13 protein-coding genes and 1 pseudogene are annotated in these 16,405 nt (G+C 72.5%); 8 read left to right on the top strand and 6 right to left on the bottom strand.

Going from position 1 to position 16,405, the window contains the following annotated elements:
• Positions 1 to 56: 56 nt before the first annotated feature.
• The 3 genes from ACWD6N_RS32130 to ACWD6N_RS32120 form a co-directional block, all read right to left on the bottom strand.
• Entirely contained in the window at positions 57 to 1,550 is a 1,494-nt protein-coding gene (locus ACWD6N_RS32130) for an ATP-binding protein (RefSeq protein WP_387327840.1), read from the bottom strand.
• A gap of 13 nt (positions 1,551 to 1,563) precedes the next feature.
• Positions 1,564 to 2,244: a response regulator transcription factor gene (locus ACWD6N_RS32125; protein WP_354966647.1), complete on the bottom strand. Its 681-nt coding sequence runs from the start codon at positions 2,242 to 2,244 to the stop codon at positions 1,564 to 1,566.
• A gap of 128 nt (positions 2,245 to 2,372) precedes the next feature.
• The gene (locus ACWD6N_RS32120) at positions 2,373 to 2,945 is read right to left on the bottom strand and encodes an AMIN-like domain-containing (lipo)protein (RefSeq protein ID WP_354966646.1); all 573 of its coding nucleotides are present in this window, start codon (positions 2,943 to 2,945) and stop codon (positions 2,373 to 2,375) included.
• A 291-nt stretch (positions 2,946 to 3,236) separates the two neighbouring features.
• On the opposite strand from ACWD6N_RS32120, the pseudogene ACWD6N_RS32115 reads away from it, so the two are divergent.
• The 3 genes and pseudogenes from ACWD6N_RS32115 to ACWD6N_RS32105 all read left to right on the top strand — a co-directional run.
• Positions 3,237 to 3,710, top strand: a pseudogene (locus ACWD6N_RS32115) (snapalysin family zinc-dependent metalloprotease); the annotation flags it as partial.
• The gene (locus ACWD6N_RS32110; RefSeq protein ID WP_450005847.1) at positions 3,705 to 4,421 is read left to right on the top strand and encodes a S1 family peptidase; all 717 of its coding nucleotides are present in this window, start codon (positions 3,705 to 3,707) and stop codon (positions 4,419 to 4,421) included. The pseudogene ACWD6N_RS32115 and the gene ACWD6N_RS32110, both read left to right, overlap by 6 nt.
• Before the next feature lie 120 nt (positions 4,422 to 4,541).
• The gene (locus ACWD6N_RS32105) at positions 4,542 to 5,210 is read left to right on the top strand and encodes a RodZ family helix-turn-helix domain-containing protein (RefSeq protein WP_387327846.1); all 669 of its coding nucleotides are present in this window, start codon (positions 4,542 to 4,544) and stop codon (positions 5,208 to 5,210) included.
• A 23-nt stretch (positions 5,211 to 5,233) separates the two neighbouring features.
• Here the strand turns inward: ACWD6N_RS32105 and ACWD6N_RS32100 are convergent, their stop codons facing one another.
• The gene (locus tag ACWD6N_RS32100) at positions 5,234 to 6,067 is read right to left on the bottom strand and encodes a DUF3152 domain-containing protein (RefSeq protein ID WP_387327848.1); all 834 of its coding nucleotides are present in this window, start codon (positions 6,065 to 6,067) and stop codon (positions 5,234 to 5,236) included.
• Between the two features lie 138 nt (positions 6,068 to 6,205).
• Here ACWD6N_RS32100 and ACWD6N_RS32095 point away from each other — a divergent pair, with 138 nt between their 5' ends.
• Complete coding sequence (locus ACWD6N_RS32095) at positions 6,206 to 6,709, top strand: SigE family RNA polymerase sigma factor (protein WP_387327851.1); 504 nt, start codon at positions 6,206 to 6,208, stop codon at positions 6,707 to 6,709.
• Positions 6,706 to 7,464: a hypothetical protein gene (locus ACWD6N_RS32090; protein WP_354966641.1), complete on the top strand. Its 759-nt coding sequence runs from the start codon at positions 6,706 to 6,708 to the stop codon at positions 7,462 to 7,464. The genes ACWD6N_RS32095 and ACWD6N_RS32090 overlap by 4 nt, the downstream gene beginning before the upstream one ends.
• 31 nt (positions 7,465 to 7,495) lie before the next feature.
• On the opposite strand, the gene ACWD6N_RS32085 is transcribed toward ACWD6N_RS32090, so the two are convergent.
• Positions 7,496 to 10,315: an ATP-binding protein gene (locus ACWD6N_RS32085; RefSeq protein WP_450005844.1), complete on the bottom strand. Its 2,820-nt coding sequence runs from the start codon at positions 10,313 to 10,315 to the stop codon at positions 7,496 to 7,498.
• 319 nt (positions 10,316 to 10,634) lie between these two features.
• Here ACWD6N_RS32085 and ACWD6N_RS32080 point away from each other — a divergent pair, with 319 nt between their 5' ends.
• Positions 10,635 to 12,392: a M28 family peptidase gene (locus tag ACWD6N_RS32080; RefSeq protein ID WP_450005842.1), complete on the top strand. Its 1,758-nt coding sequence runs from the start codon at positions 10,635 to 10,637 to the stop codon at positions 12,390 to 12,392.
• Positions 12,393 to 12,525: 133 nt separating this feature from the next.
• Positions 12,526 to 13,032 (top strand): hypothetical protein, encoded by a 507-nt coding sequence (locus ACWD6N_RS32075; protein ID WP_450005840.1) that lies wholly within the window; start codon positions 12,526 to 12,528, stop codon positions 13,030 to 13,032.
• Between the two features lie 103 nt (positions 13,033 to 13,135).
• On the opposite strand, the gene ACWD6N_RS32070 is transcribed toward ACWD6N_RS32075, so the two are convergent.
• Positions 13,136 to 13,834: an SDR family oxidoreductase gene (locus ACWD6N_RS32070; protein ID WP_354966637.1), complete on the bottom strand. Its 699-nt coding sequence runs from the start codon at positions 13,832 to 13,834 to the stop codon at positions 13,136 to 13,138.
• Positions 13,835 to 14,054: 220 nt separating this feature from the next.
• On the opposite strand from ACWD6N_RS32070, the gene htpG reads away from it, so the two are divergent.
• Positions 14,055 to 15,983, top strand: a complete 1,929-nt coding sequence (gene htpG, locus ACWD6N_RS32065; RefSeq protein WP_450005838.1) for a molecular chaperone HtpG — start codon at positions 14,055 to 14,057, stop codon at positions 15,981 to 15,983.
• Positions 15,984 to 16,405: the final 422 nt, after the last annotated feature.

Genomic DNA, 16,405 nt, shown 5'->3' with positions numbered 1-16,405 from the left:
GACGAGCAGCGCGGCGATGAGCACCGGCGCGGCCAGCCGGGCCGCACCGCGCGGGCTCACCCCGCACCACCCGACGGCGCTGTGCGGGCCGTGCGCCCGCCTCCGGGCGGCCGTGCCGGGGCGCGGTCGTCGGGATGTTCGACCGGGCGCGGCGTGCCGTCGTGCGGCTGGGCGGGGCCGGGGGCGGGCAGCTCCAAGCGGAACCGGCTGCCCGCGCCCGGCTCGCTGTGCGCGGTCAGCACCCCACCGAGCAGGGCGGCGTGTTCCCGGGCGATGGCGAGCCCGAGCCCGCTGCCCGGCGCCGAACGGGACGGGTCGACCTTGTGGAACCGGTCGAACAGGCGCGGCAGGTGTTCGGGCGGGATGCCCGGCCCCTGGTCGGTGACCTCGAAGACGACCACCGGGCCGTCCCCGGTCACGGTGGCCCGGATCTCGCCGCCGCCGTGCTCGACCGCGTTCGCGACCAGGTTGGCCAGCACCCGTTCCAGCCGGCGCGGGTCGGTGCGCAGCGCGAGCGGTTCACCGGTGACCAGCACCCGCTCCGACCAGCCGCGCGCCGCGACGATCCCGCGCAGGAGTGTTGGCGCGTCGACCGGCTCGACGCTGAGCCGCTCCCGGCCGGCGTCCAGCCGGGAGATTTCCATCAGGTCCTCGACCAGCCGGCGAAGCCGGACCACGTCACCGACCAGCAGCCGCGCGGCCGGTCGGGCGTCGCCGGGCAGCTGGTCCAGGTGCTCGCGCAGTAACGAGGCCGCGGCCACCAGGGCGGTGACCGGGGTACGCAGCTCGTGCGCGACGTCGGCGGTGAACCGCCGCTCCCGCGCCTGCGCCGCGGAGAGCGCCGCGATCTTCGACTCCAGCGCCTCGGCCATCTCGTTGAACGACGCCGCCCAGACGCTGAACTCGTCCCGCCCGCGTACCGGCAGTCGGGTGGCGAGCAGGCCCTCGGTGAGCGCCCGGGCGGCCCGGCTGGCCCGGCCCACCGGCTCCAGCGTGCGGCGGGCCAGCAGGTGTCCCACCCCGGCGGCGAGCAGCACCACCAGCACCCAGCCGGCCAGCAGCGCGGTGCGCAGCTGGCCCAGGTCGGCGGCGATGTCGTCCTCGACGGTGATCACGTACAGCTCGGCGGTCGAGCCGGGGATACGGCCGCCGACCACCAGCAGCCGTGGGCGCTCCGCCGGCGCGGACCGCTGGTAGCCGAGCTGCCCGTCCGCGACCGTGGCCCGCAGTTGGGAGCCGAGCGTCGGGGCGTACGACGGGTGCGAGGGGCGGGCCGGACCGTCGACGAGCACCACGTGCCGGCCGCTGCCCTCGAAACTGGTGAGCAGCTCGGTGCTGCGCTGGTCGGTCAACGGCAGGAACTGTCCGGCGAGGACGAGTTGGTAGCGGGCGTCGGCGGCGGCCTGGTGCAGTGAGGCGTCCAACCAGGACTGCCGCAGCAGCAGCCCGGTGCCCCCGGCGAGCAGTCCGGCGGAAACCCCGGCGACCAGCACGAACGCGATCGTCAGCCGTCGCCGCAGGCGGCCCGGGGGCACTGCGCGTCCGGCCATCGCCGACCTCCTGTCAGCCCGTGGACAGCTTGTAGCCGGCGCCGCGTACGGTGCGTACCAGCCGAGGGTGCGCCGGGTCGTCCTCGACCTTGGCGCGCAGCCGTTGCACCGCCACGTCGACCAGCCGCGAGTCGCCCAGAAAGCTGTGGTTCCAGACCAGGTCCAGCAGCAGCTCCCGGGTGAAGACCTGCCCGGGTCGGCGGGCCAGCTCCAGCAGCAGGCGAAACTCGGTGGCGGTCAGCGCCACCTCCCGGCCGTCCCGGCGGACCACGAAGCTACCCGGGTCGATCTCCAGGCCGCCGACCTCGATGGTGCTCGACGTGACCGGCGCGCTCGCCCGGCGCAACACCGAGCGAACCCGGGCCACCAGTTCGGGCAGGTCGAACGGCTTGCGCAGGTAATCGTCCGCTCCGCACTCCAGCCCGACCACCACGTCGAGCGTGTCGGTGCGCGCGGTCAGCATCAGGATCGGCACCTGGCTGCTGCGCCGGATCTCCCGGCAGACCTCCAGGCCGTCCAGGCCGGGCAGCATGACGTCGAGCACGATCAGATCGACCGGACGGGCCCGCCACGCCGCCAGGGCCTGCCGCCCGTCGGCGGCGGTGTCGACCCGGAAGCCGGCGCGGCGCAGACCGAGGGCGGTGACCTCCCGGATGGAGGCATCGTCCTCGACCACCAGCAGGCGGCCCTCCATGACCTGAGGGTAGACCCGCCGCGACGGTGCGCAGCCCTGGCGAAACGGTCGGTGTCGGTGGCCCGCCCGGACCCGGAAGGAAGGGCCCCTTCTTATCGCCAGGCGATAAAGAGGGGCCCTTCCTTCGGTCACCACTGGTGGGCTACGTCGAGGACGATCCGGCTGTGCCCGCCGGGGCCGGCCAGCACGAACGTGCGGAACGGCAGCCGGGCCCGCACGCCGACCGCGAAGGTGGTGTAGCCCTCGAAGCTGCCGCCGAAGACGACGTCGCGCAGCGTCTGGTAACGCAGCAGGTTCGCGGCGTGCTCACCGACCCGGTACGGAACGGTGCCCAGGCGGGAGTCGTCGTACGCGGGGGCCCGCAGGGAGACCCGCAGCAGCGCGCCCCCGGCGGTGTACGGCGACAGCGCCAACCCCTCGCCCTCAGTCCACGTCTCGCCGTAGCCGACCGCGTACCCGTCCACCGACCCGGCGAACTCGAATACCACCCGGTCGTAGCAGTCGTGCCGACCGGTCCGCACGTCGACCAGCGGGGCGGTGCTCAGGGCGCCGGCCGACTTCTCCGCGCTGCCCCAGGTGATACCGCAGTACGGGGCCATGGTCGTCGCCGTGGTGGTGCCGGCCGCGGCGCCGTTGCCCGCGCTGGCGACCAGCCCGGCGAGTACGACCGCCAGCGCCGTCAGTGCGCTTCTGATCCTCATCGTGGTGCCTCCGTCCGATGCTCGGGGCCACGCCGCGGCGGCGTTGCCGGTGACCCTCTGCCGCGACGGTCGTCCCGCCCCGGCACGGCCACTTCGCCGTGGCGTAACAGCCGCGTAACGGCGGTCGACGGGGGTGCCGTGGACGCTTCCGGCCCCCTTCGCCGAGGGCGTTGGCACGGTCGCCGGTATGACGGTTCCGCTATGCCGGTCCTCGACCGCCGTCACATTAACATTCACCTACATCGATGACCGGCGGCCGGTGGTCGCCGGACGACCGCAGGGGAGTGCGTGATGTTCCGACGACAAGTGCTGCGTGCGGCGCAGGCCGTACTGGTGGCCGTGCTGGCGGCGGCCGGGGTGCAGCTCGCCACCGGCGCTCCGGCCGCCGCCGTACGGACCGTCTACTACGACGCGAGCCGGACCGGCGGGTTCCGCACCAACTTCGACCAGGCGGCGCAGATCTGGAACAGCCGGGTCAGCACCGTCCGGCTGCAACCCGGCACCCCGGCCAGCATCACCATCTACGTCGACGACGGCTGGCCCCGGGCGCAACCGACCGGGCTCGGCTCGGGCCGCATCTGGATGGGCCGCACGGCCGTCAACCAGGGCTACGACCGCAACCGGATCGCCGCCCACGAGCTCGGCCACATCCTGGGCCTGCCCGACCGGCGCACCGGCCTCTGCTCCGACCTGATGTCCGGCAGCAGCGCCCCGGTCTCCTGCCGCAACGCGAACCCCAGCTCGGCCGAGGCGTCCCGGGTGACCTCGCTGTTCGCCGGCACGCTCGCCGCGCCGGTCACCGGCGCCACGTACACCTGGGACGGCGCCGGGGACATCGGGCCGACGGTGGTCGGCGGCCGGCCGGCCTCCGAGAACTACCCGTTCATGGTGTACGTCTCCGGCTGCACCGGCACGCTGATCAAGGCCAACTGGGCGGTCACCGCCAAGCACTGCTCCACGCCGTCCTCGGTCCGGGTGGGCAGCGTCAACCGCACCAGCGGCGGCACCGTGGTCCGGGTGACCCGCGCGGTCAACCACCCGAGCGTCGACGTCAAGCTGCTGCAACTGGCCAGTTCGGTCAGCTACGCCCCGGCCCCGATTCCGACGACCTCCGGCGCGGTCGGCACCGCCACGCGGATCATCGGCTGGGGCCAGACCTGCCCCCGCCCGGGCTGCGGCTCGGCCCCCGCGGTGGCCAACGAGCTGGACACGTCCATCGTGGCCGACAGCCGGTGCTCCGGCATCAACGGCCCGTACGAGATCTGCACCAACAACACCAACGGCACCGCCGGCGCCTGCTACGGCGACTCGGGTGGCCCGCAGGTGCGCCGAGTCAACGGGTTGTGGAACCTGATCGGCGCGACAAGCCGGGCCGGCAACAACAACTCCACCTGCGCCACCGGCCCGTCGATCTACGTCGATCTGCCGTCCATCCGGTCCTGGATCTCCACCCAGGTCGGTGGTCTGCCCGTCTGATCACTTCGGACACCCGTGGCGGGCACGCGGACACGCGTGCCCGCCTCGCGCAGCCGGGTCGCCCAGGCGTCGCTCGCTGGGGTAGCGTGCCTGGCACATCGTCCCATCCGAGGTGGTCTCATGTCTGCCGTCGTCGCACTCGTGCTGACCCTCGCACTGTCGCCCGCGCCGTCGCCGTCGGCCCCCTCGGGCCCGGTCGGCGGCCTGCTCGGCGGCGTCGGCCAGATCGTCGACGATCTGCTCGGTGGCGGTGGCACCCCGAGTGTTTCCCCGAACCCGGACCCGACCCCGGCCGCGACCCCGAGCCAGACTTCGCCGCCGTTCGCCGGGCCGTCGGCCCCGGTGACGCCTGCGCCGATGCTGCCGGCACCGACCCCCACGCCCGCCGGATCGTCGACCGGTCCCCGGCAACCGGCGGCGCCCGCCGCGCCCGACCGCACGGCCGGCGGTCGGGCCCCCCGTGAGGCGGCCGTGCCGCTGCCGAACGGTGGCGATCCGGTCGCCCCGCCGACGCTCGCGGCCCCGGACCGGGGCGGCTGGCCGCTGCTGCCGGCGTACTACCTGCTGGTCGCCGGTGCCCTCGCGCTGCTGGCGTTGCTGCTCCTGGGTCCTCGCAGGGCGGCCCGCGCCGCCAGCGCTGCCGGTGCCCCCGCGCCGGCGCCGACCCCTGCGCCGGATCCCGGCCCGACGCCGGGCAATGTCAGCCGACTTCCGACCAACCTCAATGCCATCTACGAGCTGGGCCGGCTGGACGAGCGGCTCGAACAGGAGCGTCGCCACCGGTCCTGACGAGTGGCGTCCGGCCGCCGGCCTCAGCGAGCCGGCCGAGCGCCCTCGCGCGGTGGGATCTCGTCGTGGTACGCCCCGATCGGCCCGCGGTAGCGAACCCCGTCCGGGTACGGCCAGGCGTTCGCGGTGCACCCGTGCAGGCCCAGCGTCTGCTGCTGCATCACCGGCGCCGGCCGGCCCCGCCCCGGGCACCGCTCGTGACCCAGGCCGAGCCGGTGCCCGACCTCATGGTTGACCATGTAATGCCGGTACGTGGCCAGGCCGGCGCCGTATCCCGGCACCGCCTTGACCCAGCGGGCCACGTTCAGGACCACCCGCTGGCCGTTGCGGCACGAGGTGTAGCCGTCCGGAACGTCCTGGCACAGTTCGTCACGGGTGCCGGGGGTCGCCAGGTAGATGGTGAAGTCGGCCGGTGTGCCGGCGCCCACCCTGCGCAGCCGCCAGGTGCCGCCGGCCGTCCACCCGCGCGGGTCGTTGAGTGTCGCGGAGACCGCCGCGGCGACGTCGGCCACCGGCAGGCCGCGGATGTCGCGCTCCACGGAGACCCGGTACCGCAGCAGCCGCCCGCTGTCGCCGTGCCCGGACGACTTCTCGGCGGCGGCCGTCGACCAGCGGTCGCCGCCGGTCGCGGGGTAGCTGATCGGGGCGGCCGGGGAGGGCGTGACACCGGCGGCTCCCGCCGGTCGACCGGTCGTGGCGCGCCCCGCCGCGGGTTGCCCGACGCGTTCCGGCCCGGTCGTGGGCGGGCCGGTGGCGGGCTGCCCGGCCGCCGGCAGGCCGCAGCCGGTGAGCAGCGCCACCACCAGCAGCAAGGTCGCGGAGGCGGCCTGGCCTCGACGGGTAGCCTTCGTCGACATGTCTCTCCCCTCGCGCGCCGGTCCGCGGCGCCGCAGGGGAGGAGACGGGTGACCTCGCCAAAAAGTTGATCTCAGGGAGACTCAACCTTTCGCGGTCCTCGCCCGTCCGTAACTGTGTGGCACGGGGGAGGGTTCGGCGTGGCGCGGGGTGACGCGGAGTTCGTCGAGTTCGCGCGGGCCGCGTCCGCGCGGCTGGTCCACGCCGCGTTCCTGCTGACCGGGGATCATCACGCGGCCGAGGATGCCGCGCAGACCGCGCTGGCCCGCACCTACGCGTTCTGGTCCCGGATCCGCGACGACGACGCCTACGGCTACGCCCGCCGCATCCTGGTCAACCACCTGGTGGACGGATGGAGGCGCCCGATCCGGGAGTATCCGACCGAGGAGGTCCCGGAGCAACGGCGGGCCGACGTGGCCGACGAGGTGGCCACCCGGCGCTGGTTGACCGCGATCCTCGGCGCGCTCAGCCCTCGCGAGCGGGCCATCGTCGTGCTGCGCTACTACTTCGACCTCCCGGAGGCGCAGGTGGCCCGGGAACTCGCCATCTCGGTGGGCACGGTCAAGAGCACCAGTTCACGGGCGCTGGAGAAGCTGCGCGCCACCGGACCGAGCGCGGTCGACAGTCAGGAGGCGTGCCGATGAGCGAGCTGGACCGGCTCCGCCACGCCATGCGGGCCACCGAGCGACCCGAGGCCACCCTCGACCTGGCGGCCGTCATGCGCGACGGGCGGCGGTTGCGGAGTCGCCGCCGGGTCGCCGGAGCCGGGGCGACGACGCTGGCGATCGGGCTGGTCGCCGCCGTCGTCGCGGTGGTGGTCGGCGCGCTACCGGGCGATCCGCGTACGGTCGATCGTCCGTCGCAGGTCGCCGTCGCCCCCACGCCGCCGGTCGGCGTCTCCCCGACGCCAGGTACGCCCGGACCCACGGCGGCGACCACGATCGGCCGTGCGGAGCCGCCGCCCTCGCCACTGGGCCAGGTCGTCGACAGCGGGATCCGGCACGGCGGCGACCAGCGGGTGTACTACGTCGTGCCGGTGGCGGTGCCCAGTCAGCCCCGGGTGAAGATCGGGCTGGCCGCCGGCCGCCGCGCCCCGGACGGCACATTGACCACGGATCTGCTGGTCAACGACGTCGAGGGGGCGGACCGCAGCCCCGGGTTCCACCAGATCGGCTACGACAGCGGGGGAGCCGCGGCGCCGGTGCCCACGTTCGGCTACTTCGTCGGCCCGGCGCACCGGATCACCGGCACTGTGGACGGCCGTCAGGTCGCCGCCCGGCTGGCCCGGTGGAGCGCCGACAAGCAGGTGGTGATCTTCTGGTTCGACCCGGCCGAGCTGGTGCCGGGGGATCGGCTGGACGGCATCATCGCCCGCGACGCCGGCAACCGTCGGCTGTGACGCGCCGGCCGTCGCGCGGACGGCCGACGGCTCAGGCCAGCCGACCCTCGATGGTCACCGTCGTCCCCTCGCTGGTGGAGACCAGCCGCACGTCGCCGTAGGCGTTCATCAGCAGCGCGCCCCGTCCCCGGTCCATCGCCGGCCGGCGGTCCCGCCAGGTGCCGAAGTCGCGTACCGAGATCCGGACCAGGCCGCCGCCAGCCTGGAGCCGGACCCGCACCTCCGGACGGCTGGGTCGCTGGGCGTGCTCGACGGCGTTGTTCACCGCCTCGGACGCGGCGAGCAGCAGGTCCTCCTGCACGTCCGGGTCGACGTCCAGGCCGCTCAGCGCCAGCCGGACGTCGCGGCGCATCGCCGCCGCCGACGCGGGCGCGGAGGGGTACGTCCATCCGATGTCGAGGGCGTCGCCGACCGCTTCCGCGATGGCGCTCCGGGTGGGAGTGTCGGCCGGGTGGCCCGGCGGGTCCGCGGCCGGCTCCACGGCCGTCGGAATCGGCGCGACGGTGGTGGCCGGGGCAGGTCGCGCCGCCGCCGGATTGGCGTCGAATGCCGGTGGGATGTCGTCGGACCAGGCCGGCGCCGCGTCGGGCCGGGGCGCCGCGCTGGCGCGGGACCGGCGGATGACGGCCCGGATCCGCGCGATCAGCTCGGCTGCGGCGAACGGCTTCACCAGGTAGTCGTCGGCGCCCAGGCTCAGGCCCGCCACGCTGGCGTCCCCTCCGGCGCGGGCGGAGAGCACCAGCACCGGCAACGCCCGGGTCGCCGGGTCCGCGCGCAGCCGGCGGACCAGCTCGAAGCCGTCCAGCACCGGCATCATCACGTCGGTGAGGACCAGGTCCGGTGGGTCGCGGTGGACCGCGTCGAGGGCCTGCCGACCGTCGGTGACGGTCCGCACCCGCCAGCCCTGCCCGGTGAGCAGCCGGCTCAGGTACGCCCGCATGTCGCTGTTGTCGTCAACCACCAGGATCCGGGCCCCGGTCAGCTCGTCCCCGGTGGAGCCGGACGCCGGAACGGGCTCCGAGACGCCATCGCCCGGGTCGGCCAGCCAGGTCACCGCCTCCTGGACGGCGGCACGGGCCGCGTCGCCCCGCCCGGTGGGCGGTGATCCGGTCGGCACGGCGGGGCGCGCCGACGTCCACGGCAGCGCGACGGTGAAGGTGCTGCCGACGCCGACCCGGCTGGTCACCCGGACCTCGCCACCCTCGAGGCGGGCCAGCTCGTGCACCAGGGCCAGGCCGATGCCGGTGCCCTCGTGACTGCGCGAGAGGGCGCTGCGCACCCGGTGGAAGCGTTCGAAGAGCTTCGGCACTTCCTGCTCGGCGATGCCGATGCCGGTGTCCGTGACGGTGAGCCGCACCTCCTCGCCGTCGGCCTCCAGGGCGACCCGGATCCGGCCGATGAACGTGTACTTCAGGGCGTTGGACAGCAGGTTGGTGACGATGCGTTCCCAGTTGACCGGGTCCACCGTGACCGGCCGGGGCAGCGGCGGGCAGTCGACCTCCAGGGTCAGCCCGGCCCGCTCGATGGCGGCCCGGAAGACGCCGGCCAGCTCGGCGGTGAGGGTGGCGAGATCGACCGGGTGGGCATCGCTGCGGGCCTGTCCGGCCTCCAGGCTGGAGAAGGTGAGCAGGCTGTTGACCAGGGTCAGCAGGCGGGTGGCGTTGCGCCAGGCGGTCTCCACCCGCTCTCGCTGCACCGGTGCCAGTGGCGCGGTGGCGTCGGTGAGCGCGTCGGCCAACGGACCGAGCATGAGGGTGAGGGGGGTGCGGAACTCGTGGCTGACGTTGGTGAAGAAGCCGGTCTTCACCCGGTCCAGTTCGGCCAGCGCCTCGGCCCGGCGTCGCTGCTCCTCGTACGCCCGCGCGTTGCGCAGCGCCACCGAGACCTGCCGGGTCAGTAGGTGGTAGAAGGAGCGGTACGCCTCGTCCAGCCCCCGGCTGGGGCTGACCCCGACCAGCAGGACGCCGAGCGGCTGGGCCTCGGCGGCCGAGGGCAGCGGCAGCGCCAGCGCGGTGTCGACCGGGTCCTTCCACGGGCCGGCCGGCAGTGGCAGCCGATCGCCGACGCCGGTCACCTCGGTCGGTCGGCCCTCGGCGGCGGCCGGCAGACCCCAGGCGCGGGCGCCCGTGCTCGGGTCAGTCAGCTCGGTGACCTCCGGCAGCGCCCTCGCCACGGTGGCGTCACCCGGGGCGCCGCCGGCCCAGGCGACCCGGCGCAGCAGGGTGCCGTCGCGCAGGTAGATCGCGGCGAACGGCACGTCCAGTGGGTGGGCCTCGATCGCGTCGATCAGCCGCGCGCCGGTGGCGTCCACGTCGACGGTGCGTCCGTCGCCGCGTACCGCCAGGTCACGCAGCAGTCGTAGCCGCCGTTCGCCGACCACCTGCTGGGTGACCTCGCTGCACACGGTCAGTACGCCGACGGTGCGGCCCTCGTCGTCGCGGGCCGGGGCGTGCGAGACGCTGAAGTACGCCTCCTCGCGGTAGCCGGCCCGCTCCAGCAGCAGTCGCAGGGCGGGCACCCAGCTGGCCACCCCGGTCGCCATGGCCTGCTGGATCAGCGGGCCGAGCACGTCCCAGCCTTCGGCGAGGGTCACCCGCACGTCATCGCCGAGCGCGCCCGGGTGCTTGTCACCGATCAGCGCGGAGTAGGCGTCGTTGTAGAGCTGGGAGAAGCGGTCACCCCACAGCAGCAGCATGGGGTAGCGGGAGCTGAGCACCATCCGTACGGCGGCTCGCAGGCTCTGCGGCCAGCCGGTCACCGGGCCGAGCGGGCTGGCGGTCCAGTCCAGCTCCGCCATCAACCGGCCGGTGTCACCGCCGTCGGTGAACAGGTCCGTGCTGGGTCGTATCACGCTCGACCCGGCCCCATCGCAAGCCCCCGTTCCGGGCCCGATGACCCCTGCTGGCGTTACCTACCCATCCTGACACCTTCACTCACCTGTGCCGACGCCGGCACCCGCTGATCCGGCCGCCCGGGTCGACGTGCGCTCGGCGTCCGGAGCGGCGGCGGCGAAACGAACCGTCTCGTCCCCATCGTGGTGGTTTGGGCGGCTCGCTCGGCGGTGCGGCGGTGGCCACCGAACCGGTGGGCGTTCCGGACGAACGACCGATGCCCAAGACATTGATATCTGTAAGTGTCTCGGTTATCTCTCCAACCCCCGAGGAGCCCCCATGAGAGGCAGAACGCTGAGCGCGGGCATCGCGCTCGCCGTGTTCACCGGGATGACGGTGACGCTGGCCGCCCAGCCGGTGACCGCGTCACCCATCGTCGGAACGGCAGTGGCCCGGCCGATCGCCGCACCCGCCGCCGTCCTGGCGGCGCCGGACATCTCCGTCAGCAACGTCCAGGCGCACCTGACCCAGTTCAACTCCATCGCCAGCAGCAACGGCGGCAACCGACGGGCCGGCTCGGCCGGCTACACCGCCTCGCTCACCTACGTCAAGACCAGGCTCCAGTCGGCCGGCTACACGGTCAGCGAGCAGTACTGCTCAAGCTGCACGTACCCCTCGAACAACCTGATCGCGGAGTGGCCGGGCGGTCCGGCCGACCAGGTGGTCATGTTCGGCGCCCACCTCGACGGCGTCTCGGCCGGGCCGGGCATCAACGACAACGCCACGGGTTCGGCGACCCTGCTGGAGAACGCGCTGGTGCTGGCGGCGCAGAGCCCGACCATGACCAAGCGGGTCCGGTTCGCCTGGTGGACCGACGAGGAGCAGGGGCTCAACGGCTCCCGCTTCTACGTCAACTCGCTCAACGCCACCCAGCGTGGCTACATCAAGGGCTACTACAACTTCGACATGGTCGGCTCGACCAACGGTGGCTACTTCATCAACCGGGTCACCTCCACCACGGCGGCGCCGCTGAAGGCGTACTGGGACTCGTTGGGCCTGCAACCGGAGGAGAACGTCGAGGGTCAGGGCCGCTCCGACGACTACTACTTCCAGCAGGCCGGCATCCCCACCTCCGGCTACGCCGCGGGCGCCAGCGCCCGCAAGACCAGCGCGCAGGCGGCCAAGTGGGGCGGCACCGCCAACTCCGCCTACGACCCTTGCTACCACCGGGCCTGCGACACCACCGCCAACGTCAGCGCCACGGTGCTGAACCGGGCCGCGGACGGCGTCGCGTACGCGCTGTGGCAGCTCGCCGTGGGCGGTGGCACCCCGACCAACGACTTCTCCGTGGCCGTCAACCCCACCGCGCGCTCGGTCGCACGGGGTGCCAGCACCACCGCCACGGTTGTCACCGCCACCACCGCCGGCTCGGCGCAGTCGGTCAGCCTCTCGGCCTCCGGTGCGCCCAGTGGGGTGAGCGTCTCCTTCAGCCCGTCCTCGGTGACCTTGGGGGGCTCGGCCACGATGACGCTGACCGCGTCGGCCAGCGCGGCGACCGGCACCTTCACCATCACGGTCACCGGCACCGGCTCGGTCACCCGCAGCGCCAGCCTCACGCTCACGGTGACCGGCACCGGAGGCTGCGCGGGCGGCCAGGTGATCGGCAACGGTGGCTTCGAGAGCGGCAGCACGCCGTGGACCGCGTCCTCCGGTGTGATCACCAGCTCCAGCGGTCAGCCGGCGCGGACCGGGTCGTACAAGGCGTGGCTCGACGGGTACGGCAGCACCCACACCGACACCCTGACCCAGTCGGTGACCGTGCCGGCCGGCTGCGCCAGCTACACGCTGTCGTTCTGGCTGCACATCGACACCGCGGAGACCACCGGTTCCACGGCGTACGACAGGCTCACCGTGCAGGTGGGCTCGACCACGCTGGCGACGTACTCGAATCTCAACGCCGCCGCGGGCTACGTCCAGCGCACCTTCAACGTCGCCGCGTACGCCGGGCAGACGGTGACGCTGAGGTTCACCGGCACCGAGGACTCTTCGTTGCAGACCAGCTTCGTGATCGACGACGTGACGCTGCAGGCGAGCTGACGTGGGTCGCCGGGTGGAGGCGGGCGACCGCCTCCACCCGGCATCTAGTCATGCTCGTCTATCTCTGGTAGAAATCCTTCAAGGCCGGCCCCTGGTTCGCAAAAATTCCACCCCTCACGCGAACGGGAGTGCCATGTCCACCACCCGATCCACCCTGCGCCGCCGCGTGCTCACACTGCTGGTGGCCACCCTCGCCGCGGTCGGCGCCGCGCTCGGTCTCGCCGCCCCGGCCTTCGCCATCAGCCACTCCAGTGCCACCTCGCAGCTGAGCGCCGCCAACATCTCCTGGACCTCCAGTGGCAACTGCAGCAACCGCAACATCGCCACCTGCACCTCGTTCGACGGGGTCCGGCAGGCGACGATCAGCGGCATCATCACCTTCAAGCGGGCCAGCGGCTGCGCGGTCACCATCACCGCCGGCACCGAGGTCGGGCATGCCGGCGGGACGTACAGCCACTGGAACGGCTACAAGCTGGACATCGCGCTGAGCACCTGCATCCAGAACTACATCTCCGCGAACTACACGTACGTCGGCTACATCGCCGGCTTCGGCTACCAGTACCGGGCCCCCTCCGGCAACCTCTACACCAAGGAGGGCAGTCACTGGGACATCCTCTTCTTCAGCTGTGGCGGTTGCTGACCGGCAGCTGAGGCGGGTGCGCGGACGGAGCTGACCGCGTACCCGAGGACGGGCCGCCGCCGGGAAGCCGGCGGCGGCCCGATCACGGCCGTGGTGCGGCAGCTCAGGGCAGCTGCGGGTAGAGCGCGGCGACGCCGCCGGCGAGCCCGGCCTGGACCTGCCGGCTGATGTCGTCGGCCACGATCTCGTAGGCGTCGGCCTCGATGCCGTCCACGCCGAGCCGCGCGATGACCGCCGGGTCGGACTTCGGGGCGGTGACCGCGGCGGTCATGTCGGTGTCCATGTAGCCGACGTGCAGGCCGGCGACCCGGACCCCCCGGTCGGCGAGCTGGGCGCGCAACGCGTTGGTCATCGACCACTCGGCCGACTTCGCGGCGCTGTACGCCCCGACGCTCGGGAAGGTCACCCAGGACAGCACGGAGAGCACGTTGAGGACAGTCCCGCCTCCGTTGCCCGCGATGATCGGAGCGAACGCCCGGACCATCGACAGGGTGCCGAGGTAGTGGGTCTCCAGCTCGAGCCGGACGAGGTCCAGGTCGCCTTCGAGCAGGTCCGATCCGGTGTCGATGCCGGCGTTGTTGATCAGCAGGTTCACGTCTCCGGTCAGCGCGGCGGCGGCGGCCACCGAGGCGGGGTCGGTGATGTCCAGCCGGACCGGCGTCACGCCGGGCAGGTCGACGCTGTCCGGGTTGCGGGCGCCGGCGTAGACGGTCGCGCCGCGGGAGAGGAGTTCGGCGGCCAGGTGCCGGCCGAAGCCGCGGTTGGCGCCGGTGACGAGGGCGGTGCTTCCAGCGATCTTCATGGTCTGCTCCAGGGGTCGCGCGCCGCTGCTCGGGCGGAACGGTGGGTCGTCAGGCTCGTGCGGCCTCTTGCTCACCGAGACGCTATCGGGCTGACTTACGTTAGGCAAAGTCAGCTATCTCACGAAGCGGCATCGCCGGATCGGGAATACGACCCGGACGCGGGCACGACCCAGCCGGTGAAGGCTCGTATCCTGTCCGCGAACCTCCGCACGAGCCGACATGGGAGACGGTGTGAGCAACCAGGCCGAGACGTTGGAGTTCCAGGCCGAGGCGCGTCAGCTCCTCCAGTTGGTCGTCCACTCGATCTATTCGAACAAGGACGTCTTCCTGCGGGAACTCATCTCGAACGCGTCCGACGCGCTGGACAAGCTGCGGCTGGCGACTCTGGTCGACAAGGACCTCGTCGCCGACACCGACGACCTGCACGTCGCCATCGAGGTCGACCGGGACGCCCGCACCCTGACCGTGCGGGACAACGGCATCGGAATGACCCGCGACGAGGTCGTCGGGCTGATCGGCACGATCGCCAAGTCGGGCACCGCCGAGCTGCTGCGCCAGCTGCGCGAATCCGCCGACGCCCGCGCCTCGCAGGACCTGATCGGCCAGTTCGGCGTCGGCTTCTACGCCGCGTTCATGGTCGCCGACCGGGTCACCCTGCTGACCCGAAAGGCCGGCGAGACCGGCGGCACCCGCTGGGAGTCCGCCGGCGAGGGCACGTACTCGATCGAGACCGTCGACGAGGCGCCACAGGGCACCACGGTGACCCTGCACCTCAAGCCGGCCGACACCGAGGACAACCTGCACGACTACACCGCCCAGTGGACCATCCGGGAGATCGTCAAGCGATACTCCGACTTCATCGCCTGGCCGATCCGGATGCGCGTCGAGCGCTCGGGCGCCGACGGCGAGGCGCCCACCAGCGAGGTGCAGACGCTCAACTCGATGAAGGCGCTCTGGGCGCGGCCCCGCGACGAGGTCGACGCCACCGAGTACCACGAGTTCTACAAGCACGTCAGCCACGACTGGGCCGACCCGCTCGAGGTCGTGCACATGAAGGGCGAGGGCACCTTCGAGTACGAGGCGCTGCTGTTCCTGCCCAGCCACGCCCCGCTGGACATGTTCGCCCCACAGGGCCGCCGTGGCGTCCAGCTCTACGTCAAGCGCGTGTTCATCATGGACGACTGCGAGGCGCTGGTCCCCACCTACCTGCGCTTCGTCAAGGGCGTGGTCGACGCGCACGACCTGTCGCTGAACATCTCCCGGGAGATCCTCCAGCAGGACCGGCAGATCCAGATCGTTCGCCGTCGGCTGGTCCGTAAGGTCCTCGCCACGGTCCGGGACCTCAAGGCCAACCACCCCGAGCGCTACCGCACGTTCTGGACCGAGTTCGGCGCGGTGGTCAAGGAAGGGTTGATCGACGACACCGACAACCGCGACACCCTGCTGGAGATCCTGTCGGTGGCCTCCACCCACGACCCGGCCGAGCCCACCGACCTGGCCGGCTACGTGGCACGGATGAAGGACGGCCAGAGCGACATCTGGTACGCCACCGGCGACTCCCGGGCCGCCATCGAGAACTCCCCGCACCTGGAGGCGTTCCAGGCCAAGGGCCACGAGGTGCTGCTGCTCACCGACCCGGTCGACGAGGTGTGGGTCGAGCGGGTCGGCGAGTACGACGGCCGTCCGCTGCGGTCGATCGCCAAGGGTGAGGTCGACCTGGACACCGACGAGGAGAAGCAGCAGGCCGAGGCCGAGCGTGAGCAGCAGCGACAGGAGTTCGCCGGGCTGCTCGACTGGCTCGGCACCACCCTTGCGAACAGCGTCCGGGAGGTCCGCCTGTCGTCGCGGCTGACCACTTCACCGGCCTGCGTCGTCGGCGACGCGCACGATCTCACCCCGACCCTGGAGAAGATGTACCGGGCGATGGGGCACGAGGTCCCGTCGACGAAGCGGATCCTGGAGATCAATCCCGGGCACCCGCTCGTTGCCGGGTTGCGCAAGGCCCACGAGCAGAGCGGGAGCTCCGAGGCCCTGACCGAGACGGCCGAGCTGCTGTACGGGCTGGCGGTGCTCGCCGAGGGTGGCGAGCTGGCCGACCCGGCCCGATTCACCCGGGCCCTCGCTGACCGGCTGGCCCGCACCCTGTAGCCGGAGGGGGACTGATCCTTTCGTCGGATGGGGCGGCGTCGCTTTCTGGATCATGCAGCGTCTGCAGGTAGCCACAAGCTTCACTACTCCGATGGCTGCGCCGAGCCCACCCGACGCCGCTGATCCAGATCACGGCGCTGTCCGAGGAGCAGACGGACAACGTCTACGACGCGTCGAGGTCGGCGGAGTACGCGCATCCGGCGGGCCGCCGCCCGGCTGCGGGTGACGTTACCGAGGCGGCCGGCACCCCGTACGGCGATTACGGGCCTCGGCCGTTACGGAAGGGTTGGGAAAAGTGCGGCGATAGTCGTTGGTGATTCGCAAATAGCGCTGACCTCTTCGATTGTGTTACATCGTGGAATCCGGGCAGCGCTATTTCATGCTGCGCGTATTCGCGCTAACGAGACAGATTGGCCAGTTTG

The sequence above is a fragment of the Micromonospora sp. NPDC005163 genome (assembly GCF_053599835.1).
Note: the sequence above shows the minus strand (reverse complement) of the source record. Positions and strands in the feature narration are given on the sequence as shown.

What these genes read in the sequence shown, in the direction of transcription:
- ACWD6N_RS32120 (WP_354966646.1), bottom strand. Translation starts at nt 2,945, where the DNA reads ATGAGGATCAGAAGCGCACTGACGGCGCTGGCGGTCGTACTCGCCGGG.
- ACWD6N_RS32080 (WP_450005842.1), top strand. Translation starts at nt 10,635, where the DNA reads ATGAGAGGCAGAACGCTGAGCGCGGGCATCGCGCTCGCCGTGTTCACC.
- ACWD6N_RS32130 (WP_387327840.1), bottom strand. Translation starts at nt 1,550, where the DNA reads ATGGCCGGACGCGCAGTGCCCCCGGGCCGCCTGCGGCGACGGCTGACG.
- ACWD6N_RS32125 (WP_354966647.1), bottom strand. Translation starts at nt 2,244, where the DNA reads ATGGAGGGCCGCCTGCTGGTGGTCGAGGACGATGCCTCCATCCGGGAG.
- ACWD6N_RS32090 (WP_354966641.1), top strand. Translation starts at nt 6,706, where the DNA reads ATGAGCGAGCTGGACCGGCTCCGCCACGCCATGCGGGCCACCGAGCGA.
- htpG (WP_450005838.1), top strand. Translation starts at nt 14,055, where the DNA reads ATGGGAGACGGTGTGAGCAACCAGGCCGAGACGTTGGAGTTCCAGGCC.
- ACWD6N_RS32100 (WP_387327848.1), bottom strand. Translation starts at nt 6,067, where the DNA reads ATGTCGACGAAGGCTACCCGTCGAGGCCAGGCCGCCTCCGCGACCTTG.
- ACWD6N_RS32105 (WP_387327846.1), top strand. Translation starts at nt 4,542, where the DNA reads ATGTCTGCCGTCGTCGCACTCGTGCTGACCCTCGCACTGTCGCCCGCG.
- ACWD6N_RS32070 (WP_354966637.1), bottom strand. Translation starts at nt 13,834, where the DNA reads ATGAAGATCGCTGGAAGCACCGCCCTCGTCACCGGCGCCAACCGCGGC.
- ACWD6N_RS32075 (WP_450005840.1), top strand. Translation starts at nt 12,526, where the DNA reads ATGTCCACCACCCGATCCACCCTGCGCCGCCGCGTGCTCACACTGCTG.